Below are 19,876 nucleotides of genomic sequence, written 5' to 3'. Positions count from 1 at the left end.
GAAGGAGCAGTCAACATTAGGTTAGGCTGCCCTAATTGATGTGAGCTTAGCCCTTCCCGCTGCCCCCTCACAAGGAGACGTTGATGCCTCCGGTAACGGACGCCTTCGCCGCGTTCGGCCTCCCCGGCACGCCCGGTTCCGACACCTTCTGGGCGGCTGCGCGGGGGCCCGTGTCGATACCGGCCGGCGACGGCGGCTGGGTGACCTTGTTCCTCTGGCGCGGGTCCGAGGCAGCCATCGCCTTCGAGAGCTGGTCGGAGCAGGTACCCCTGCGCCGGTGGGGCGGGACCGACTGCTGGTACGCACAGGTGTCCATGCCGGCACGGCTGCGGGTGACGTATCAGTTCCTCGTGGCCGACGAGGCGTACGCCGACCCGTTCAACCCCGTCGGGGGCGGCGCCGACCGCTCCGTCGCCTCGGCCCCGGACGCCCCGGACCAGCCGCACTGGCCCGTCGTCGGCGCCGACGACGTGCTCCCCCTCCCGGGAACCCGGCTCCGCTGGAACAGCGCGCGGCTCGGCGGGCGGCGCACCGTGCGCGTCCACCCGGCGGGCGGCGGCGGACCGGTGGTTCTGCTGCTGGACGGGGACGACTGGCTGTACCTGCACCCGGCCATGGCGGCGTTCGACTCGGCCGTCAGCGGTGGCGCGATGCCGCCCGTCACGCTCGTCTTCCTTCCGGCCAAGGACCGGGCGGCCGAGTTCGGGGCCGGCTCGGGCCTGTGGGAGGCGGTCCGCGACGAACTGCTGCCGCTCGTCGCGGAGTCCGGAGTGACCGCGGAGCTCGACCGGCTGGTGGTCGCCGGCCAGAGTCTCGGCGGGCTGAGCGCGCTCAACGCGGCGCTGGAGCTCCCCGGACTGGTGTCCCGGGTCGCCTGCCAGTCGGGGTCGTTCTGGTGGACACCCGACGCGAAGGACCTGGCCGACCCCTTGGACGGGCCCGTCGGCGGCGCCGTGGCGGCCCGCCTGCGGGAGCGCCCCGACCTGACCGGGCTGCGGGTCGCCTTCGACGTCGGGGAACACGAGCCGCGGATGCTGCCCCACTGCGCACTCGTCGAGGCCCTGGCCGAGGAGGCGGGCGCGACGGTGCGGGTGTCACGGTCGGCGTCCGGCCACGACCGGGCGGGCTGGCGGCACGCTCTGCTCAGGGACGTCGCCTGGGCACTCGGCGACGAGCCTCAGCCGCTCGCTCACCTCGCGACCGCCAGGCAGTAGGCCTCGTCGGTGGCGAGGAGATTGCGATGCGTGTCCTCGGCCGTGATGACGCCGTCGTCCAGGACGAGAACCCGGTCGGCGGCGTCCAGGACCGCCGGACTGCTGGTGATCACGACGGTGGTACGGCCCCGGCGCAGCTTCACGAGATTGCGCGCGATCAGCTGCTCGGTGACCGCGTCGACGGCCGTGGTCGGATCGTGCAGCACCAGGATGTCCGTGTCTGCCGCCAGGGCACGGGCCAGGGACAGCCGTTGGCGCTGCCCGCCGGACAGGTTCGCACCGCGGTCGCGGACGCCGTGGTCGAGTCCGGCCCGGTGCAGGGCGACGACGTCGGTCAGCATGGATGCCTCCACGGCTTCGGGAACCATCCCGCTGGTGCCCGAAGGATCGATGTTCGTCCGGAGGGTCCCCGCGAAGATCTCCCCGTCGTACGGGTTCACCAGCATGTGTTCACGGACCGCCTCGACCGGCAGTTCCGCGATCGGCGCCCCACCGACCCGTACGACTCCCTCGTAGGCGTGCGGCGGGACGTTCACGGACAGGACGGACGCGAAGTCGGCCGCCGCGCGCGGCTGGTACGCGGTGATCGCCACGAACTCGCCGGCGGCCACCCGCAGCTTCAGTCCGCACAGTGTCCCGTAGCGGACGCCGTCGATCTCCAGGTCACCGCCGGTGGCCGGGAGGCCGGGCCCCGGGGCCGTCACCGGCGGCGCCGCCAGCACCAGTGCCATCCGCTCGGCCGAGGCGCGCGCCATCATCACGTACTTCGGCATCTCCGAGAACATCTTCAGCGGTTCCATGATGAACTGCGCGAGGCCCACCGCCATGACGAGTTCCCCGATGGTGATCCGGCCTTCGAAGGCCAGCCATCCGGCCGTCAGGGTCACGGCGGCGGCCAGGACCGCGTTGAGGGCCTGCGCGGCGCCGGCGTACGCGCCGTTCACCCGGGCGACGGTGACCGCCTGGTGCTTCGCCTCCGTACTGACCTTCCGGTAGGACGCGAAGGCCGCGTGGTTGCCGCCGAATCCGTGCAGCGGGCGCAGGCCGGTGATCAGGTCGGCGACCTTGGCACCGGCGCGCGCCACCCGGGCCTGCTGTTCCTGGGTACTGGCCCCGATCCGTTTGGACATCACGCTGAGGATCGTGAGGATCACGACGGTGCCCAGGATCACCAGCAGGCCGAGCCGGACGTCCGCCAGGCCCAGCGCGACGGCGGCGACCAGCACCGCGACCAGCGAGCTGATCAGCAGCGGCACCACCTCGATGATGTCGGCGGTGGAGTCTGCGTCCTCGGTGGCTATGGTCAGCACCTCGCCGGACTTGAGGTCGATGTCCCTGTCCACCGGCTGGAGGCCGCACGCCGCCACCTCCACCCGCCAGCGGTGCGCCTCGGTCGTGTTGGCCTTCTGCAGGATGCGCATCCCGAACCGCCACGACAGCGACACGGTCGTGATGATCACGGCCAGCGCGCCGATCGACACCCCGAGGGAACCTGGGCTGCGGTCCTGCAGCGTGTGCTCGACGATCAGGCCGAGCGCGATGGGGAAGGCCGTCTCGCCGGCCTGGTACAGGCCCATGAGGAGGGTGCCCCAGACCATGGCGCCGATGTTGCGGCGCAGGGCGGTCCGGAGGATGCCGGCTCCCCGCAGGGGCCCGCGGTTGTCAGCAGTTCGCATCGAGGTGACCGGCAATCGCTTCGGGGGTGCGCAGGGTGAGCAGGTCGCGGATCGTGATCACTGGACCGTACTCCCGGCGGAGCAGCCCGATCAGGCGGACCGCCAGCATGGAGTGGCCGCCGAGGGACACGAAGTCGCTGACCGCGCTGACCTCGTCGTCGTCCAGGTCCAGTGCCTCGGCGAAGAACTCGCACACCGTGATCTCGGTTTCCGTCTCCGGTGCGCGTTCGGCCACCGTGGTCAGCACCCCCAGGGGTCTGGCCTCCGGCAGCGCCTTGGTGTCGGCCTTGCCGTTCACGGTCAGCGGGATGCGGTCGACCTGCGCGTAGTGCGTGGGACGCAGGAAGTCCGGCAGGGCGGAGCCCACTTCGGCGGCGACGGACGCCAGGTCGGAGCCGTCGAGCACCAGGTAGGCGGCCAGCCGGTACGCTCCGTCGACCTGTGGGTCCGGCTGGGCGACCGCGGCTGCGAACCGCACCGCCGGGTGCGCGGCGAACGCGGCCTCGACCTCGCCCGGTTCGACCCGGTGGCCCCGGATCTTGACCTGCTGGTCGGTGCGGCCCAGGTACGTCAGATGGCCGTCGGGCCGTCTCAGAGCGAGGTCCCCGGTGCGGTACATGCGCTCACCGGGTGCGCCGAAGGGACAGGCGACGAACCGGTGCGCCGTCTGTGCGGGCTGCCCGAGGTAGCCGCGCGCCGTGCCGACGCCCGACACGTACAGCTCGCCGGGCACGCCGTCCGGCACGGGGCGCAGCCACGGGTCCAGCACGTACACCTCCGTGTTGTCGATGGGGACGCCGACGACCGGGTCCGCGCACTCGAAGGTGCCGACGCCGAGGGTGTTGATGGTGTATTCGGTGGGCCCGTACAGGTTGTAGCCGACCGTGCCCTCGGTCTCCGCCAGCCGCCGCCACAGTGCGGGGGTGACGGCCTCCCCGCCCAACAGCACGAGTGCGGGCCGCCGTTCGGGCTGATCGAGCAGTCCCTCGGCCACCAGTTGCTGCGCGTAGGTCGGGGTCACGTTGATGACGTCGATCCCGTGCTCCAGGCAGTACGCCACCAGCCGGGGTGCGTCGCGGCGCAGTTCCTCGTCGCAGATGTGCACCTCGTGGCCGTCGGCGAGCCACAGCAGCTCCTCCCACGACATGTCGAAGGCGAACGACACGGTGTGCGCGATCCTGAAGACCCGGTGCTCGTGCTCCGCCAGCACCGGTTCGAAGATGCGTCGCTGATGGTTGATCAGCATGTTGGTGAGCCCGGCGTACTCGGTCACCACTCCCTTGGGCTTCCCGGTCGATCCCGAGGTGAAGATCGTGTACGCGGGATGCCGCAGGCGGTCCGGATCGTCCGGCGCGAACGTCCGGTACGGTGCGGCTCCGGGCAGCGGACGGTCGAGCTCGATCAGCTCACCGGTCAGCCGGGGCGACACCGCGCTGACCGTGAGGATCACGTCCGGGCGGGCGGCGTCGACGATCGCGGCGATCCGCTCGTCGGGGTGGTCGAGCTCCAGCGGCACGTAGGCGGCGCCGACGCGCAGTACGGCGAACAGCGCCACGATCGAGTCGAGGGAGCGCGGGACCGCGAGGGCCACGGTCCGCTCCGGACCGATGCCACGAGCGGCCAGCACACCCGCCACCGCGCGGCTGCGGTCACGGAGTTGGGCGAACGTCAGGGCCGCTCCCCCGGCGACGAGCGCGACACGCCGGGGGTCGCGGTCAGCCGCCCGGTCGAACCGGTCGACGACGGTGTCCGTGCCGACGTCCGTACGGCCGGCGGCCTCGGGCAGCGCGCCCGCCCCGCGCAGGGCTCCGACCGGCCCGGTCGACCTCGCCAGCTCCTCCAGCACGCGCAGGTAGTCGTCGAGGAGACGGCGGGCGCCTGCCGGGTCGTCGTCGCGGTGCTCCAGCTTGACGGTGAGCCGGTCGCCGGGCGTGACGACCCAGGTGAACGGGTAGTGGGTCGAGTCGTCGGCCCGCACCGAGCTGATGCCGTGCCTGGCGTTCATGTCGGCCAGAGCGTCCAGGTCCAGGAAGTTCTGGAGCACGAACAGGTTGTCGAACAGCGTGTCGTGGCCACCGGCCCGCTGGATCTCGCCGAGGCCCAGGTGCTCATGCTCCATCGCCTCGACCCTGGCCGCCTGGACGGCCGTCAGGTACGCGCCGACCGTGTCGTCCGGCCGGGCCCGCGTCCACATGGGCACGGTGTTGAGCAGTACGCCGACGACGCCCGACAGGCCTTCGCCCTCGCGGCCGGAGACGGTCACACCGAACACCGCGTCGCCGCGGCCGGTGTGCGCGCCGAGCAGCAGGCCGAACGCCCCGGTCAGCACCGAGTTCAGGGTGACGCCGTGTGCCCTGGCCGCGTCACGCAGCAGGGCCGACAGCTCGGCCGACATCGTGTGCACGAGCGCGCGCGGCAGTGCGTCCGTGAGGGCCGGCCGCGGCCCGGCGAGCAGGGTGGGCCCGCTGAGGCCGTCGAGGTGGTCCGCCCAGAAGCGCTCCGCCGCGCCCCGGTCCCTGGCGTCGAGTGCGCGGGCGTAGTCCTCGAAGCCCGGCAGGAGCGGGGCCGCGTCCAGTGGTTCGCCGGCCAGGACGGCCCGGTAGGCGTCGAACAGGTCCCGCAGCAGGATCTCGCGGGACCAGCCGTCCCACAGCAGGAGGTGGTAGCTCAGCAGCAGTCCGTCGCGGTCACCGGGCAGGCGCACCACGGTCAGCCGGACCAGCGGCGGCTCACCCGGGTCGAATCCGGTGTCGCGGTCCCTTGCGCGCAGGGCGTCGGCCTCGGCCTCCGTCGCGACGGTGACCGTACGGACGTCGACGCGCCGGCCGGCCCCGAGGACCTGGACCGGGTTTCCGCGCTCGTCGGTGGTGAAGCCGGCGCCGACGACCGGGTGCCGGGTGATCACGTACGCCATCGCCTCGGCGAGCGCGTCGGCGTCCAGGCGCCGGTCGAAGGTGAAGTAGCTCTGGGCGACGTAGTGTCCGGCCGTCCCCGCCATCTGGGCCTGGAAGTACAGCCCGCGCTGGAGGGGCGTGACCGGTGCGGTGCGCTCGGCCGTGGTGGAGGTGTCCGCGATGCGCTCCAGTGCGGTCCGCCAGTGCCCGGTGATCTCGTCGGGGATGCCCTCGGCGAGGGTGAAGGCCGCGTGCAGACGTCCGGTGGTGTCATCGGTCCACGCGTTGACCTCGACGGCGTACGGGCTGTCCGCGTCCGCGCCGGTGACGGTCAGTGCCCGGGACTCGCTGCCCCGGCCGAGGTAGTTGAACAGCACCTGCGGGCGTGCGGTCAGCAGGGGGGCCGTCTGCGGGTTGAGGTACCTGAGCCGGCCGTAGGCGACGTGTCCGTCCTCGTCCGGCTGGCGTGCGGCGACTTCGCGCGCCGCCTCGACGGGATCGGTGTGCGCCGTGAGCCGGACGGGAGCGATGGCGGTGAACCAGCCGACCGTACGGGTGTAGTCGTGGTGGCCCATGACGGGGGCCCGGCCGTGGCGCTCCAGGTCGATCGCGAGGTCGGTGGGCGCGGGCTGGATGCGGGTCAGTGCGGTGCGCAGTGCGCCGCACAGCAATTCGGTGAGGCCGATGCCGAAGGCGGCGGGGGCGGTACGTGTCACCCGGTCGCTCACGTCGGGCGCGAGCACGACGGTGGTCTCGCGCAGGGCCCCGACGGCGGGCAGCGGCGCGGGCGCCCCGAGCACGGTGAGCCAGTCCGCGAGACCCGCCACCTGGGCGGAACGGGCAGTCAGGGCTTCGGCGTACTCGGCGTAGGACGTGGTCGGTGGCGGCAGGGCCCCGCCGCTCAGGGCGGTGGCCAGGTCGTCGAGCAGGATGAGCCAGGACACCGCGTCGACGGCGAGGTGGTGCGCGGTGACCACGACGGTGCGGCTCTCCGGCAGCCAGGAGAAGGCGATGACGTCCCCGGACTCGGGGTCGAGGCGCCCGGCGGCTTCATTCGCGGCAGTCGTCGCGTCCGTCGCCTCCCTCCGCACGACGGTCACCTCGCGGCGGGCTTCGGTGCGCAGGGCCCACACGCCGTGCCCGACGTCCAGCCGCAACCGGAGGACGGGGTGCGCGGCCACGAGGGCGTTCGCGGCACGTCCGAGGGCGGTGAACCCCGCACCCTCGGGAACCGCCAGCGTTCGGGCCTGGGCGAACCGGGCCAGTGAGCCGCCCAGTTCCCGCCTGCGCAGGATGATCGGTGTCGCGGGCAGCGGGCCGTCCTCCCGGCGGGCCGGATCGGCGGGCGCGGTCTGCGGCGAACGCGATTCCAGCTGCTCGGCGAGTGCCCGCGGGGTCTTGAAGAGGAAGACGTCCCGTGGCGCGATGAGGAGTCCGAGGGCCCGGGCCCGGTTGATCACGGTGATGGCGAGGATGCTGTCGCCGCCGGCCACGAAGAAGTCGGTGTCGGCGTCCACGGTGGAGCCCGGCAGCGTCTCGCCGAAGACACCGACCAGTGCGGCGAGCGTGGAGCCGGTCGGCGCCTCGGGGAGGGCGTCCGTACCGGCTTCCTCGGTCAGCGCCCTGCGGTCCAGTTTGCCGTTGACCGTCAGCGGCAGTGCGTCGACGTGTCGCACCCGCCCCGGCACCATGTGCCCGGGCAGCTTCGCGGCCAGGAGGCCGGCGAGGTCGCCCGGCACCCGTCCCACGACGTGGGCGACCAGGTGGTCGCCGCTGTCCGCCGCGGTGACGGCCACGTCGCTCACGCCGTCGAGTCGCCTGATCGCCGACTCCACCTCGCCGAGCTCGATCCGGAACCCCTTGAGCTGGATTTGGTCGTCGGCGCGGCCGGCGAACACCAGCTCCCCGTCGAGCGTACGCAGTGCGAGGTCGCCCGTGTGGTACATCCGGGAGCCGTCCCCCGCGAAGGGGTCGGCCACGAACCGGCCGGCGGTCAGTCCCGGTTTGCCGAGATAGCCGAGCGCCACCTGGGCGCCCGCGACGTAGATGGCGCCGACCCGGCCGGGCGGCACCGGCCGGAGCCGGTCGTCGAGCAGATAGGTGTCCAGCCCGGGGATCGGGCCGCCGATCGGGCTGGCACCGGCGCCGAAGTCCTCGCCGGCGAGCACCCGGTGGGTGACGTGGACGGTGGTCTCGGTGATGCCGTACATGTTGACCAGTTCGGGCGAGCCGGTGCCGTACCGCTCGGCCCAGTCGCGCAGCCGCGCGGGATCCAGCGCCTCGCCCCCGAAGATGATCCGCCGCAGTGCGGTGGCCCGTTCACCGGCGTGCCGGTCGGCCTCGATGAAGCGGTAGAACGCCGACGGGGTCTGGTTGAGCACGGTGACGCCGCGCTCGCGCACCAGCCGGTGGAAGTCCACCGGGGAGCGCGTCAGCGCGTAGTCGGGTACGAGCAGCTCACCGCCGTGCGCCAGCGCGCCCCACAACTCCCAGACGGCGAAGTCGAAGGAGTACGAGTGGAACTGCACCCATACGTCGTACGGGCCGAAGTTCATGTCGGACCGGGTGTTCGCGAGCAGCGCCACCACTGAGGCGTGCGGGACGACGACGCCCTTGGGGCGGCCGGTCGACCCGGACGTGTAGATCACGTACGCGGGATCGTCCGGGCCGGGCCCGGCGGCCTCCCTCACCGGCCCGGCCGCTTGCGGCAGTTCGTCGCCGAGCACGAGCACACGGGCGGGTACGCCCGCCCGGGCCAGCAGTTCCGTGAAGCGCTCACGCTGTTCGCGGTCCACGAGGACCGCCTGCGGCGCGGCGTCGGCGAGCAGGTACTCCAGCCGTTCGTCCGGGTACGCCAGGTCCAGCGGTACGTAGGCGCCGCCCGCGGTGACGATCGCGATCAGGGCGGTGATCTGTTCCGGAGAACGGGGTACGGCGACGGCGACGCGTCCGCCCGGCCCGACACCGGCCGCCCTCAGTGCTGCGGCCAACTCATCCTTCGCCGTTGCCAGTTCGCCGTACGTGAGTGACCTGGTACTGCCGTCCAGGGAGCACTGGGTGACGGCGACGGCGGCCGGGTCGCGGAGTGCCGAGGCGTCGAACAGCGCGTCCAGGGTCGTCGGCGTGACCGGGGCGGGGCGCCGGTCGTCCTCGGCCGCCAGCTCCTCGACCCGTGCGTCCGGCCTGGTGAGCAGGCCGGTCAGCGTGCGCAGGAACGTACGCAGGATCGCCGCGGCGCTCGCTTCCCGGAGCAGCGCGCCGTCGTGGATCAGGTTGAAGCGCGGCCGGCCGTCGGCTGTGCGTTCCACGACCAGCGTCAGCGGGTAGTGCGGCGCTCCTTCGTTCACGATGCCGGAGATGACCAGTTCGTCGTCGGGCCCGCGCAGAGCGGCCACGTCGGTCGCGACGTCGAACACGACCAGGGTGTCGAAGCGGGCACCGGCTCCGGTCAGCCGGCCGATCCTCGCCAGTGAGACGTGCTGGTGCGGCAGCACGGCACTCTGGTGCTCCCGCACCGAGGCGAGCAGGCCCGAGGCCGTCGTGGCCTCGGTCCAGCGCGCACGTACGGGGATCGTGTTGATGAACAGGCCCACCATGTCGGTGATGCCGGGCACCTCCGCGTCGCGCCCGGACACGGTGGAGCCGAACACCACGTCCGTGCCGTGCAGGAGGCCACCGAGCGTCACCGCCCAGGCGCTGTGCACGGCCACGCTCAGGGGCACGCCGGCCGCCCGGGCGGCCGCGTCGATGTCGTCCGACGGCTCCACGACCGCGTCGGCGAACCGGTCGGACGGGGTGTGCCCCTCGGCGACCAGCGACGGGCCCGGCAGCCCCGCGAGCTGCTCGCGCCAGACACGGTCGCTCTCGTCGTCGTCACGGCCGGCGAGCCGGCGCACGTAGTCGGGGAACCCCCCGGTGCGGTACGCGGCCCCCGGACGGTGGTACTCGGCCAGCAGCGTGCGGAGCATCGGCGGCACCGACCAGCCGTCGGCGATGATGTGGTGCACGGTCTGCACCAGCACGTCTCCGCCGGGCCCGCCGCGCACGAGCGTGTAACGCGTCAGCGGGCCGGTGGCCAGGTCGAACCCGGCGCGCCGGTCCCGCTCGGCGTACGCGCGGATCTCGGTGTCGGTGATGCCGGGGCGGTCCAGCACCGTGAAGGGTGCCTCGGCGCCGCTCTCCAGTACGGAGACCACGCGGCCGTCGGCCAGGGCCACGAATCGTGCGGCCAGGTTCGGGTACAACGTCAGCAGCCGGGTGGCCGCCGCCGCGAGCCGGCCGGCGTCCACCTCGCCGTCCAGCGTCAGCAGTTGCTGCTCCACGTAACTGCCGGCCGAGTCGTCGTCGAAGACCGAGTGGAAGTACAGGCCCTCCTGCAACGGGGTCAACGGCAGGATGTCGTACAGCGCGGGCCCGTCCAGGGCGTCGACGTCCGACTGGGTGAGCGGCAGCGGCCCGAAGTCGCTGGGCGAGTGGCCGCCCCGTTCGAGCGCGGCGAGCCCGGCCAGGGCCTCGCGGAGGTACTCGCCCATGACGGTGATGTCGGTCTCGGTGAACACGCCGTCGGGCCAGGAAAGGGTGGTGACCAGCTCGTACCCGCCGGTCGCGGCCGGTTCGGCGATCAGGTTGAACTCCAGGGCGCGCGGCAGACGCATCCTCGGGTCACGCTTCTCGCCCAGCTGCCCCGTGGTCCCCGCGAGGTGCCAGTCGCCGGACGTGTCCGAGTCGAAACGGCCCAGGTAGTTGAAGAGCACCTGGGGTGCGGGCAGGTCGAACCGATGGCCGGCCAGATGGCGCAGGGCCCCGTAGGAGACGCCGTTGCTCGGTACGCGGGCGAGGTCCTCCTTGACCGCCTTCAGCGCGGCGGCCAGGTACGCGGGTGAGGTGAAGGAGGCCGCGACGCCGGGGTCGACGGTCACCGGGAAGAGCGTGGTGAACCAGCCCACAGTCCGGGAGAGCTCCGGCTCGAAGCCGGCGGTGTCCGCGACGACCCGTCCCTCGCGGCCGTGGCCCTCCAGTTCGATGTGCGCGAACGTCTGGTCCTGGCCGAGGTCGCGGCGCCACCGGGCGAGGGCGACGGCGAGCGCGGTCAGCAGCACGTCGTTGACGCCCGCGTGGAATTTCGCGGGGATCTCGCCGAGCAGTGCCGACGTGACGGAGGCTCCCACCGATACGGTGTGCTCCCGCTCGTGGGCCACGGTGTCGGCCCCGGACAGCGCGCGCCTGCCCAGAAGTCCGTCCGCGCCCGGCAGCGGGCGCCGGAAGTGGGCGAGGTCCGCGTCGAACGGGGTGCGTCCGAGCAATTCGGTCCAGCGTCGGAACGACGTGCCCACCGGCGGCAGTTGGATTGGCGCACCTGCCTGGTACTGCCGCCATGCCGTGGCCAGGTCGTCCATCAGGACCCGCCAGGAGACGCCGTCGATCACCACGTGGTGGACGGCCACGACCAGTTGCCGTGCATCGCGGCGCCAGACGGCGCGCAGCATGACGCCGTTGTCCGGGTCGAGCCCGTCGGTGGCCGACCCGACGCAGGCGTCGAGCGGCCGATCGCTCTCCTGCCACGCGGCGGCCGCCCCGCCCGCCTCCGGGACGTCGAAGCTCCAGCGCTCCCCGCGCACCAGCCGGGCCCGCAGCATGTCGTGCCGTCGGGCCACGGCGGTGAGGATCTCGTCCAGGGCGTCCGCGGTCAGCTCCGGTGGGGTGTTGAGCACCACCGACTGTACGAAGCCGTCGACCGCGTCCGTGGTCTCGCCGAGCCACTGGACGATGGGCGGTCCCACGACGAGGCCGGTCGCCACGTCGTCGTCCCGCACCGTGGACACGTCCTCGCGGCTCGCGACGGCGGCGAGTGCGCCGACGACGCCGTGGGTGAAGATCTGCCGGGCCGTGACGTGGAGACCGGCGTCGCGCAGCGCGCTCAGCAGGGAGATCGCCAGAATGCTGTCCCCACCGAGCCGGAAGAAGTCCTGGTCGACGCCGACCTCCTCCAGCCGCAGCACCGCCGCGACGGCCGCGCAGACCACGCGCTCGTTCTCGGTGGTGGGCTGGGCGACCGGCCCGGCCGATGTCACGGGTTCCGGCAGCGCGGTCCGGTCGAGCTTGCCGTTGGCGGTGAGCGGGAACTCCTCCATCACGACGGTGTGGGCGGGCACCATGTACTCCACCAGGTGGCGGCCGGCCCAGTCCCTGACCTCGTCGGCGTTCAGGTCCTCGTGCCCGGCGGCCGGGATGACGTAGCCGACGAGGTAGGTGCCGCCCGCGGTGTTCTTCCTGGCGACGACGCAGCTGTGCCGCACCCCGGGGTGTTCGGCGAGACCGGCCTCGACGTCCTCGATCTCCAGACGCATCCCCCGGATCTTGACCTGGTTGTCGGCACGGCCGAGGAAGTCCAGGGAGCCGTCCGGGGCGAACCGGGCGAGGTCGCCGGTCCGGTACAGCCGCGATCCGTCGGCCGCGAACGGGTTCGCCACGAAGCGTGACGCCGTGAGGCCGGGCGCGTTGACGTATCCGCGTCCCAGGAGGAAGCCGCCCGCGTACAGCTCGCCGCCGACCCCGACCGGGACCGGGCGCAGTTCGTCGTCCAGTACGTACAACTGGGTGTTGGGGTTGGCCCGGCCGATCGACGTCGACAGGCGTTCGGCCGCGCCGCGGTAGATGACGTGCGAGACGCCGATGGTCGTCTCGGCGGGGCCGTAGCCGTGGTACAAGGGAATGTCGAGGCGGGTACGGAAGCGCTCGTAGAGTTCGGGGGTCAGCACCTCTCCGCCGCACCACACATGGCGCAGGCTGTCCAGCCGTCCGGAGTCACCCGCCATGTCCAGCAGGACGTCCAGCATGGACGACACCAGGTAGGTGAAGGTCACGCGCTGCTCGGCGATCACGCTCAGCAGGTGGTGCGGGTCGCGTTCGCCGCCGGGCCGCAGCACCACCAGCCGGCCGCCGCGCACCAGCGGCAGGAAGATCTCGTTGATGGAGATGTCGAAGGACAGCGGCGCCTTGAACAGGGACGCGTCGTCCCGGCCGAAGTGCAGGATCTCACCGGCCTGCCACAACAGCCGCTCGCTGATGGCTTCGTGACGGATCATCGCGCCCTTGGGGCGGCCGGTCGAGCCGGAGGTGAAGATCACGTAGGCCAGGGCGGGGCCGGGGACGGCGATCTCGGGCCCCTCGGCGGGGTACGAGGCGAACCGCCAGTCGTCGAGGTCGACGGCCACGGCTTCCGGCTCACCGGGGGCGTGGTCGCCCGAGCTGTTGAGCTGGAGGACGACGCGGGCGTCCTCGATGACGACGGCCCGGCGCGCGGCGGGCCACAGCGGATCGAGCGGGACGAAAGCGCATCCCGCCTGGAGCACTCCGAGCAGCCCCACGACCATGTCGGCACCGCGCCCCAGGGAGACGCCCACGACCTGCTCGGCCGTCAGTCCGCACTCGATCAGGTGATGGGCCAGCTGACTCGCGTACGCGGCGACTTGGCCGTACGTCAGGGAGCGACGCCCGTCCACGACCGCGACCGCGTCGGGGCGCGCCCGTGCCTGCTCGTGGAACATCTCCACGATGGTCGGGCGGACGCGGCTCGCGTCGGTGTCGTTCCAGCGGGCGAGGGCCTCCATCCTTGCCGCGGCGCTCCCGGGGCCGATGGTCCCGAGGGGCCGGTCGGGGAAGTCGGCGAGGTCGTCCAGGGCGAGTTGGGCGTCCGCCGGGCAGACGCCTTCGGGGACGCCGATGCTGCGGCCGTCCGCGCCGACCTCCCATCCGGTGGGCCCGGCCCCGCCGTGGGCGGCCCATCCGAGGACGTCCGCGAACAGGGTGCCGGGGCCGAGGTCCATGCCGTCAGGGCTCCGCCTCGTCGCCCAGTAGGCCAGGCCGATGGCGCACGCGGTGGCGAGAGCCCGGTCACTGTGATCACCGGTTCGCCGGCGCAGGCCGGCCAGACCCGATGCGGAAAGCATTACGAGACGAGCGCCCGGTTCCATCATCGAAGACTCCGCATCCCATCCGAGGTGTCCAACTTAGCCTAGCCTAACTAAGGTTCACCTAACTACTTTCTCGCCAGGCCCGCCACAGCCGTGCGTACCGGCCCCCCAGAGCCACCAGCTCCTCGTGCGTCCCCTGCTCCACGACCCGGCCCGCATCCAGCACGGCGATCCGGTCCGCGGCCGTCGCCTGGGTCAGCCGGTGCGCCACGAACAGCGTGGTCCGGCCGGCACACGCGGCGAGCACGCCCCGCTCCAGCTCGGCCGCGCCCTCGCTGCCGGCTTCCGCCGTCGACTCGTCGAGGACCACCACCGGCGACCGGGCCAGCACCAGCCGGGCCAGGGCGATCTGGGCGACCTTGGTGACGTCCAGGCGCTCGCCGCCCTCGCCGACCGCGGTCCGCAGCCCGTCCGGCAGGGCGCCGGCCCACCCTCCCGCACCGACCGTCCGCAGCGCGTCCGCCAACTCGGCGTCGGTCGCCTCCGGCGCGGCCAGCCGCAGATCGTCGGCGAGCGGGCCGGAGAACACGTGGGTCTCCTGCGTCAGGATGCTCACCAGGGCCCGCGCCCCGGCCTCGTCGAGATCCGCGAGATCGTGCGGTCCGATCCGCACCGCGCCGGACTGCGGCGTCCCGATGCCCGCGATCAGAGCGGCGAGAGTCGACTTGCCCGCGCCCGTCGCCCCCACGAGAGCGAGCGAGCCACCGGCCGGGATCGTCAGGCTGACGTCCCTCAGGACCGGGTCCTCGGCATCGGGATAGCTGAACGTCAGCCCCTCCACCGCCACTCGGTACGGGACCGCCGCCGCGGGCGCCACGGCGCCGTCCCCCACCAGGCGGTCCTCGGCGTCCTCCCCCACCACCCCGACCAGCCGGGTCAGGCTCGCGCCCGACTTCTGCGCCTCGTCGAACGTGAACATGATGGCGCCGAGCGGCGTGAACAGCCGGTGGAACATCAGCGGGGCGGCCGACACCTCGCCGAGGGTGGCCGCGTCGCCCTCCAGCAGGGCGTACCCGACCAGGAGGATCAGGACCAGTCCGATGAACTCGGCGCGGTTCTCCCGGCCGACGAAACGGCCGAAGAACCGGAACACCTCGATGCCGAGCTCACGCACCCGCCACGACTCGTATCCGACCTTCTCCCGGAAGGCGCCCTCCAGACGGTAGGCCCGGACCGTGTCGATCCCGTTCAGACCGCTGATCAACGCCTGGGCCCGGTCGGCCTGCGCCGCCCGCTGCTTCCGGTAGAGCGGCGCGGACCGGGGAAGGTACCAGCGCAGGGCCAGCGCGTAGGCGGGGAGCGCGCCGGCGCCGGCGAGGCCGAGCCGCCAGTCCAGCCCGAACATGCCGGCCGTGGCGATGGCGACGAGCACCCCCGCGGTGAACACCGTGGGAATGGCCGACCGGATTCCCCGGGAGAGCACCGCCACGTCGTCGCCCACCCGGGAGAGCACGTCTCCCCGGCCGACCTGTTCGATCCGCTCGCTGGGCATGCCGAGCACCGCGCGGACGGCGGCTTCGCGCAACCGGGCGAGCAGATCCGCGCCCAGCCGCCCGATCAGATACGTCGATCCCGCGGCGGCCGCCGCCCCGAGGAGCGCGGCGGCCACCATCAGCACCCCGATCCTGACGAGGAGCCCACGCGATTCACCCTCGACCACCCCGTCGACGACCTGGCCGAGCAGCAGCACGGGGAGGACCTGGAGCGCCGCGCCGGCCACCGTGGTGAGCACGGTGGCGGCCGTCAGCCACGGCACCTCGCGGCAGTGCGCCCTGATCCACCGGGTGGCCTCGCCCCCGGTGGCCGTGCGCAGGGTCGCCGGGGCGGTCGCCCGGGAGCCGGTGGTACTCACACGCGGACCGGGGCGGGCCGGTCGCAGCGGACGTGCGATGTCACTGGCCGGCCGACTTGACGAGCTCGTCGATGGCGTACGGCATCGACAGCAGCGTGCCCTGGGAAATGGCCGCGCCGACTGCCGGCCCCTCACTGTCGAGCAGGTACGACACCCGGCCGTCCTTGACCGCCTTCAGGTTGCCGAACAGCTCGGACTTCTTCAGGGCTTCCTGGTCGGCCTTGTCGTTGATGACGAAGATGCGGTCGACATCGACGAGGTCCATACGCTCGGGCGAGAGCACGGTGTAGAACTTGCCGCCCGCGATCTTGTCGATCTCCGTCGCACCCTTGTAGCCGATGCCCGTCACCAGGCGTCCGCGTACGTCGGTGGTGGTGAACGGCGCCACCGACCTCTCGTACCAGGACAGCGCGACACCGGTCTGCGTCGCGAACTCCGGGTGGGCCTCGGCGGCGGCGTCGAGCCGCGCCTGGACGCCCTTCACCATCGCGGCGCCCTCGGTCTCCTTGCCGAGCGCCTTGGCGATGTGGAGCGCGTTGTCCTGCCACGGCGCGCTGAAGGGCTCCTTCTCCGCCTTGGTGCGGCCCACCGTCGGGGCGATCTTCGAGAGCTTGTCGTACGCGGCCCGGTCGACCTCCGAGTAGACCGCGATGATCAGGTCCGGCCGAAGGGCGGCGATCTTCTCGTAGTTGGGGCCCGCGTCACCGTTCTTCATGATGACCTCGGGGCGGGCGTCGCCCCACTTGTCCTTCACCCAGGGCCACTGGGTGTTGATGTCCGGGGACTTGCCGGCAGGGTTCGGGTACTGGTCGACCATGCCGACCGGCTTGATGCCGAACGCCAGGATGGTCTGGTCGTCCGTGTAGCCGACCGAGACGACGCGCTCGGGCGCCTTGGTGATCTTCGTGGATCCGAACGCGTGCTCCACGGTGACCGGGAACGCACCGGCGGCAGCGGCGGGTGCCTTGTCGCCCGCCTTGTCCGCGTCGTCCGCCGAGTCGGAACCGCATCCCGCCAGGAGGCCGATGCCCAGGGTCGCGGCGGACACCGTCGCCGCGATCCGCTGCCAGGGCTTCGTGAGCATCGTTCTATGGAGGAGCATCCGGAATCCCTTGCTTTCGCACTGTCCACTGACCCCCGCATAAGGGCAGCCAAACCTTACCCCGACTTAATGAGGGTAGCCTAGCCTAACTGGCGTAAATCCTTTGATCGAGACCTAGTTGAGCTGTACGTGGGTCCGACCGATGGGAACGATGAGCGGCCGGTCGCCGACCGGATCGTCGATCACCATGGCGCGCAGCCCGAACGCCTCGTCCAGCAGCTCGGCGGTGATCACGTCGCGCGGGTGCCCCTGCGCCAGGATCGCCCCCTCCCGCATCACCACGAGGTTGTCGCTGTACCGGGTGGCCAGATTGAGGTCGTGCAGCACCATGACCACGGTGCATCCCGACTCGTGCAGGTCGTCAACCAGGTCGAGCACGTCGATCGCGTGCGCCAGGTCCAGGTAGGTGGTCGGCTCGTCCAGCAGCAGCAGATCGGTGCCCTGGGCCAGCGTCATCGATATCCAGACACGCTGGCGCTGCCCGCCGGACAGCGAGTCGACGGGGCGGTCCGCCAGTTCGGAGACCCCGGTCATGGCCAGGGCCGCCGCCACGACGTCGGCGTCGTCCGACGACCACTGCCGCAGCCAGCTCTGATGCGGATGGCGCCCTCTGGCCACCAGATCGGCCACCGTCAGCCCCTCCGGCGCGACGGGGGCCTGGGGAAGCAGGCCGAGCTTCTTCGCCACCTCCCGGGTCCTGAGGGCGGCGATGTCCTCGCCGTCCAGCACGACGGCGCCGCTGACGGGCTTGAGCAGGCGCGTCAGCGTACGCAACAGGGTGGACTTGCCACAGCCGTTGGGGCCGATGATCGTGGTGATCACTCCTGGCGGGATCGCGACGTCCAGCTCGTCGATGACGGTCCGGCCGCCGTACCCGACGGTGATGCCCCTGGCCGCCAGCCGCGGAGCGTCCCTGCCCACCGGCTCGACCTCGGTGGTGGTGTGTCGCACGGCCACGGGGCCTCCTTCGTCCAGGTGTTCCATCTCGTCCGTCATCTATCTGAGGTTCGCCCGCACCAGCAGGTACACCAGGAAGGGGCCTCCGACCCCGGCGGTGACCACCCCGACCGGGAGCCCGACCGGCAGCGCCGAGCGCGCCAACAGGTCGGAACCGGTCAGCAGCAGGGCGCCGGTCAGTCCGGAGGCCACCATCGGCGGCGTCGGGCACCTCGCCAGACGCATCGCCACCTGCGGGGCGACCAGCGCGACGAACGGGACCGGCCCCGCCGCGCTCACCGCCACCGCGGCCAGCAGGACCGCGCACAGCAGCAGCACCGCCCGCACCCGCGTGTACCGGACACCGAGGCCCGCGGCGACCTCGTCACCGAGGTGCAGCGGCTTGAACTGGAACGCGACGCAGGCCACGACGGCCAGCAGGACGAGCGAGCACCACAGCGCCACCCGCACCTCGTCCCACGAGCGGTTGTCGAGCGAACCGACCAGCCACGCCTGGGCCCGCGCCACATCCCTGATGTCCGCCGAGACCAGCAGCCACGTCGTGATCGCCTGCGTCACAGCACTCACCGAAATGCCGATGAGGATGAGCCGGAAGCCGTCGATCCCCCGCCGCCAGGCCAGGAAGTACACCAGCAGCCCCGCCCCGAGCCCGCCGGCGAGCGCCGCCGCCGACAGGCCCACGGAGCTGACGACCGCCGCCGCGGTGCCGCCCGACACCGTCACCAGGAACACCGCGACCATGCTCGCGCCCCCGGTGATCCCCAGGATGTCCGGGCTGGCCAGGGGGTTGCGCGCGACGGACTGCGTGATGGCACCGGACACCCCGAGCGCGATCCCCACGACGAGGCCGGCCAGGGCCCGAGGCATCCGCAGATCCATGATCACGAACTCGTCGACCTGCTCGCCCCGGCCGACGATCGTGGCGATCACCCGGGACAGGCCGATGGGGAAGTCCCCGACGCCGATGGACAAGCAGAACACCAGGAAGGCGGCGGCCGCCAGCACCAGCGTGACCAGTACGAGCCAGGGCCGCCATACGAAGGACACCTGGCCGAACCGCACGCCCGGCGCCAACGAGGGCTTCGTCTCTGTCACGTTCATGCGCTCCTGAACTTTCCGCGCCACACCAGGGCCGCGAAGAACGGGGCGCCGAGGAGGGCGACGACGACACCCGCGGCCAGCTCTCCCGGCCGCACCACCAGCCGGCCCACGATGTCGCAGACCAGGAGGACGAGGGCGCCGAGCAGCCCGGCGTACGGCACCAGCCAGCGGTAGTCCGGGCCAGTCAGATGGCGGGCCACGTGAGCGACCATGAGCCCGAGGAACGCGATCGGGCCGCACGCCGCCGTCGCGGCCCCCGCCAGCAGGGTGATGGCGAGGATGCCGACCGTCCGGCTCAGCGCGATGTTGACGCCCAGCCCCCGGGCCACGTCGTCACCGAGGTTCAGCAGGTTGAGGGAGGGCAGCATGACGAGCGCCAGGACCAGCCCGAGCGCAACGAACCCGGTCACCGGCCAGATGACCTCGAAGCCGACGCCCGCCACGGACCCCGCGTTCCAGAACCGCAGCGCGTTCAGCGACTTCTGGTCCGAGAGCGCGACCGCGGTGGTCATGGCCGCGAGGAACACGGTGATCCCCTGGCCGGCCAGGGCGAGCGTCAGCGGATTGCCCGCGCCCCTGCCGAGGCTGGCCAGCCCGAACACGACGACACCCGCCACCGCCGCCCCGACGAAGGCGAACCAGACGTACTGGAACGGGTCGGTGAACCCGAACACGGCGATCACCGACACGACGGCGAACGAGGCGCCCGCGTTCACCCCCAACAGGCCGGTGTCCGCGATCGGGTTGCGCGTGTAGCCCTGGATCAGCGAGCCGCCGACACCCAGGGCGACGCCGGCCACGACGGCGAGCACCGTCCGGGGCACGCGCACGGTCTGCACGATGAGACGGATCTCGGTGAGCCGCTGATCGGATTCCGGAGCGGCGAAGAGCCCGTGCCACACCTCGGCCGGGCTCAACGCCCGCGCACCCACGGCCAGCGACACCGCTCCCGCGATCACCAGGACCGCCGCGAGCGCGCCGAGACCTACAACCCGCTTTCGGCGAGCCGTCGTTGTGCCCCCGGGCGCGGGGCGCTCCACTGCAGTCGCGCTCATGTCGGCGTACGTTATCCCTTTGATCCACTCGGAAAGGCGCGGCGGTCCGGCC

Annotated in this window: 8 protein-coding genes; 1 reads left to right on the top strand and 7 read right to left on the bottom strand. The window is 72.2% G+C overall.

Annotated elements, in window-relative coordinates; translation table 11 throughout:
* Positions 1-83: 83 nt before the first annotated feature.
* Positions 84-1,214: an alpha/beta hydrolase-fold protein gene (locus tag ACFYPA_RS18405; RefSeq protein ID WP_389132869.1), complete on the top strand. Its 1,131-nt coding sequence runs from the start codon at positions 84-86 to the stop codon at positions 1,212-1,214.
* Here the strand turns inward: ACFYPA_RS18405 and ACFYPA_RS18400 are convergent.
* The 7 genes from ACFYPA_RS18400 to ACFYPA_RS18370 all read right to left on the bottom strand — a co-directional run bounded on the left by ACFYPA_RS18400 (position 1,190) and on the right by ACFYPA_RS18370 (position 19,824).
* On the bottom strand, positions 1,190-2,890 hold the full coding sequence (locus ACFYPA_RS18400; RefSeq protein ID WP_359079223.1) for an ABC transporter ATP-binding protein: 1,701 nt from the start codon (positions 2,888-2,890) through the stop codon (positions 1,190-1,192). The genes ACFYPA_RS18405 and ACFYPA_RS18400 overlap by 25 nt on opposite strands.
* Complete coding sequence (locus ACFYPA_RS18395; RefSeq protein WP_389132866.1) at positions 2,877-13,760, bottom strand: amino acid adenylation domain-containing protein; 10,884 nt, start codon at positions 13,758-13,760, stop codon at positions 2,877-2,879. Before ACFYPA_RS18395 ends, ACFYPA_RS18400 begins: the two co-directional genes overlap by 14 nt.
* Positions 13,761-13,818: 58 nt before the next feature.
* Entirely contained in the window at positions 13,819-15,609 is a 1,791-nt protein-coding gene (locus tag ACFYPA_RS18390; protein WP_389132863.1) for an ABC transporter ATP-binding protein, read from the bottom strand.
* A 40-nt stretch (positions 15,610-15,649) separates the two neighbouring features.
* Positions 15,650-16,711 carry an iron-siderophore ABC transporter substrate-binding protein gene (locus tag ACFYPA_RS18385; protein ID WP_389132860.1) on the bottom strand — a complete coding sequence of 354 codons (1,062 nt, stop codon included), beginning with the start codon at positions 16,709-16,711 and terminating at the stop codon, positions 15,650-15,652.
* A 114-nt stretch (positions 16,712-16,825) separates the two neighbouring features.
* Positions 16,826-17,707 (bottom strand): ABC transporter ATP-binding protein, encoded by an 882-nt coding sequence (locus tag ACFYPA_RS18380; RefSeq protein WP_389132857.1) that lies wholly within the window; start codon positions 17,705-17,707, stop codon positions 16,826-16,828.
* Positions 17,708-18,769, bottom strand: a complete 1,062-nt coding sequence (locus ACFYPA_RS18375; protein ID WP_389132854.1) for a FecCD family ABC transporter permease — start codon at positions 18,767-18,769, stop codon at positions 17,708-17,710. It abuts the gene before it with no gap.
* Entirely contained in the window at positions 18,766-19,824 is a 1,059-nt protein-coding gene (locus ACFYPA_RS18370) for an iron ABC transporter permease (RefSeq protein WP_359079213.1), read from the bottom strand. The genes ACFYPA_RS18375 and ACFYPA_RS18370 overlap by 4 nt, the downstream gene beginning before the upstream one ends.
* Positions 19,825-19,876: the final 52 nt, after the last annotated feature.

The organism is Streptomyces sp. NPDC005775, from assembly GCF_042871565.1.
Classification (GTDB): Bacteria; Actinomycetota; Actinomycetes; order Streptomycetales; family Streptomycetaceae; genus Streptomyces.
This window is presented reverse-complemented; position numbering and strand designations above follow the sequence as displayed.

Coding starts and splice junctions, on each gene's coding strand:
- ACFYPA_RS18395 (WP_389132866.1), bottom strand. CDS start 13,760: ATGATGGAACCGGGCGCTCGTCTCGTAATGCTTTCCGCATCGGGTCTG.
- ACFYPA_RS18385 (WP_389132860.1), bottom strand. CDS start 16,711: ATGCTCCTCCATAGAACGATGCTCACGAAGCCCTGGCAGCGGATCGCG.
- ACFYPA_RS18370 (WP_359079213.1), bottom strand. CDS start 19,824: ATGAGCGCGACTGCAGTGGAGCGCCCCGCGCCCGGGGGCACAACGACG.
- ACFYPA_RS18375 (WP_389132854.1), bottom strand. CDS start 18,769: ATGAACGTGACAGAGACGAAGCCCTCGTTGGCGCCGGGCGTGCGGTTC.
- ACFYPA_RS18405 (WP_389132869.1), top strand. CDS start 84: ATGCCTCCGGTAACGGACGCCTTCGCCGCGTTCGGCCTCCCCGGCACG.
- ACFYPA_RS18380 (WP_389132857.1), bottom strand. CDS start 17,707: ATGACGGACGAGATGGAACACCTGGACGAAGGAGGCCCCGTGGCCGTG.
- ACFYPA_RS18400 (WP_359079223.1), bottom strand. CDS start 2,890: ATGCGAACTGCTGACAACCGCGGGCCCCTGCGGGGAGCCGGCATCCTC.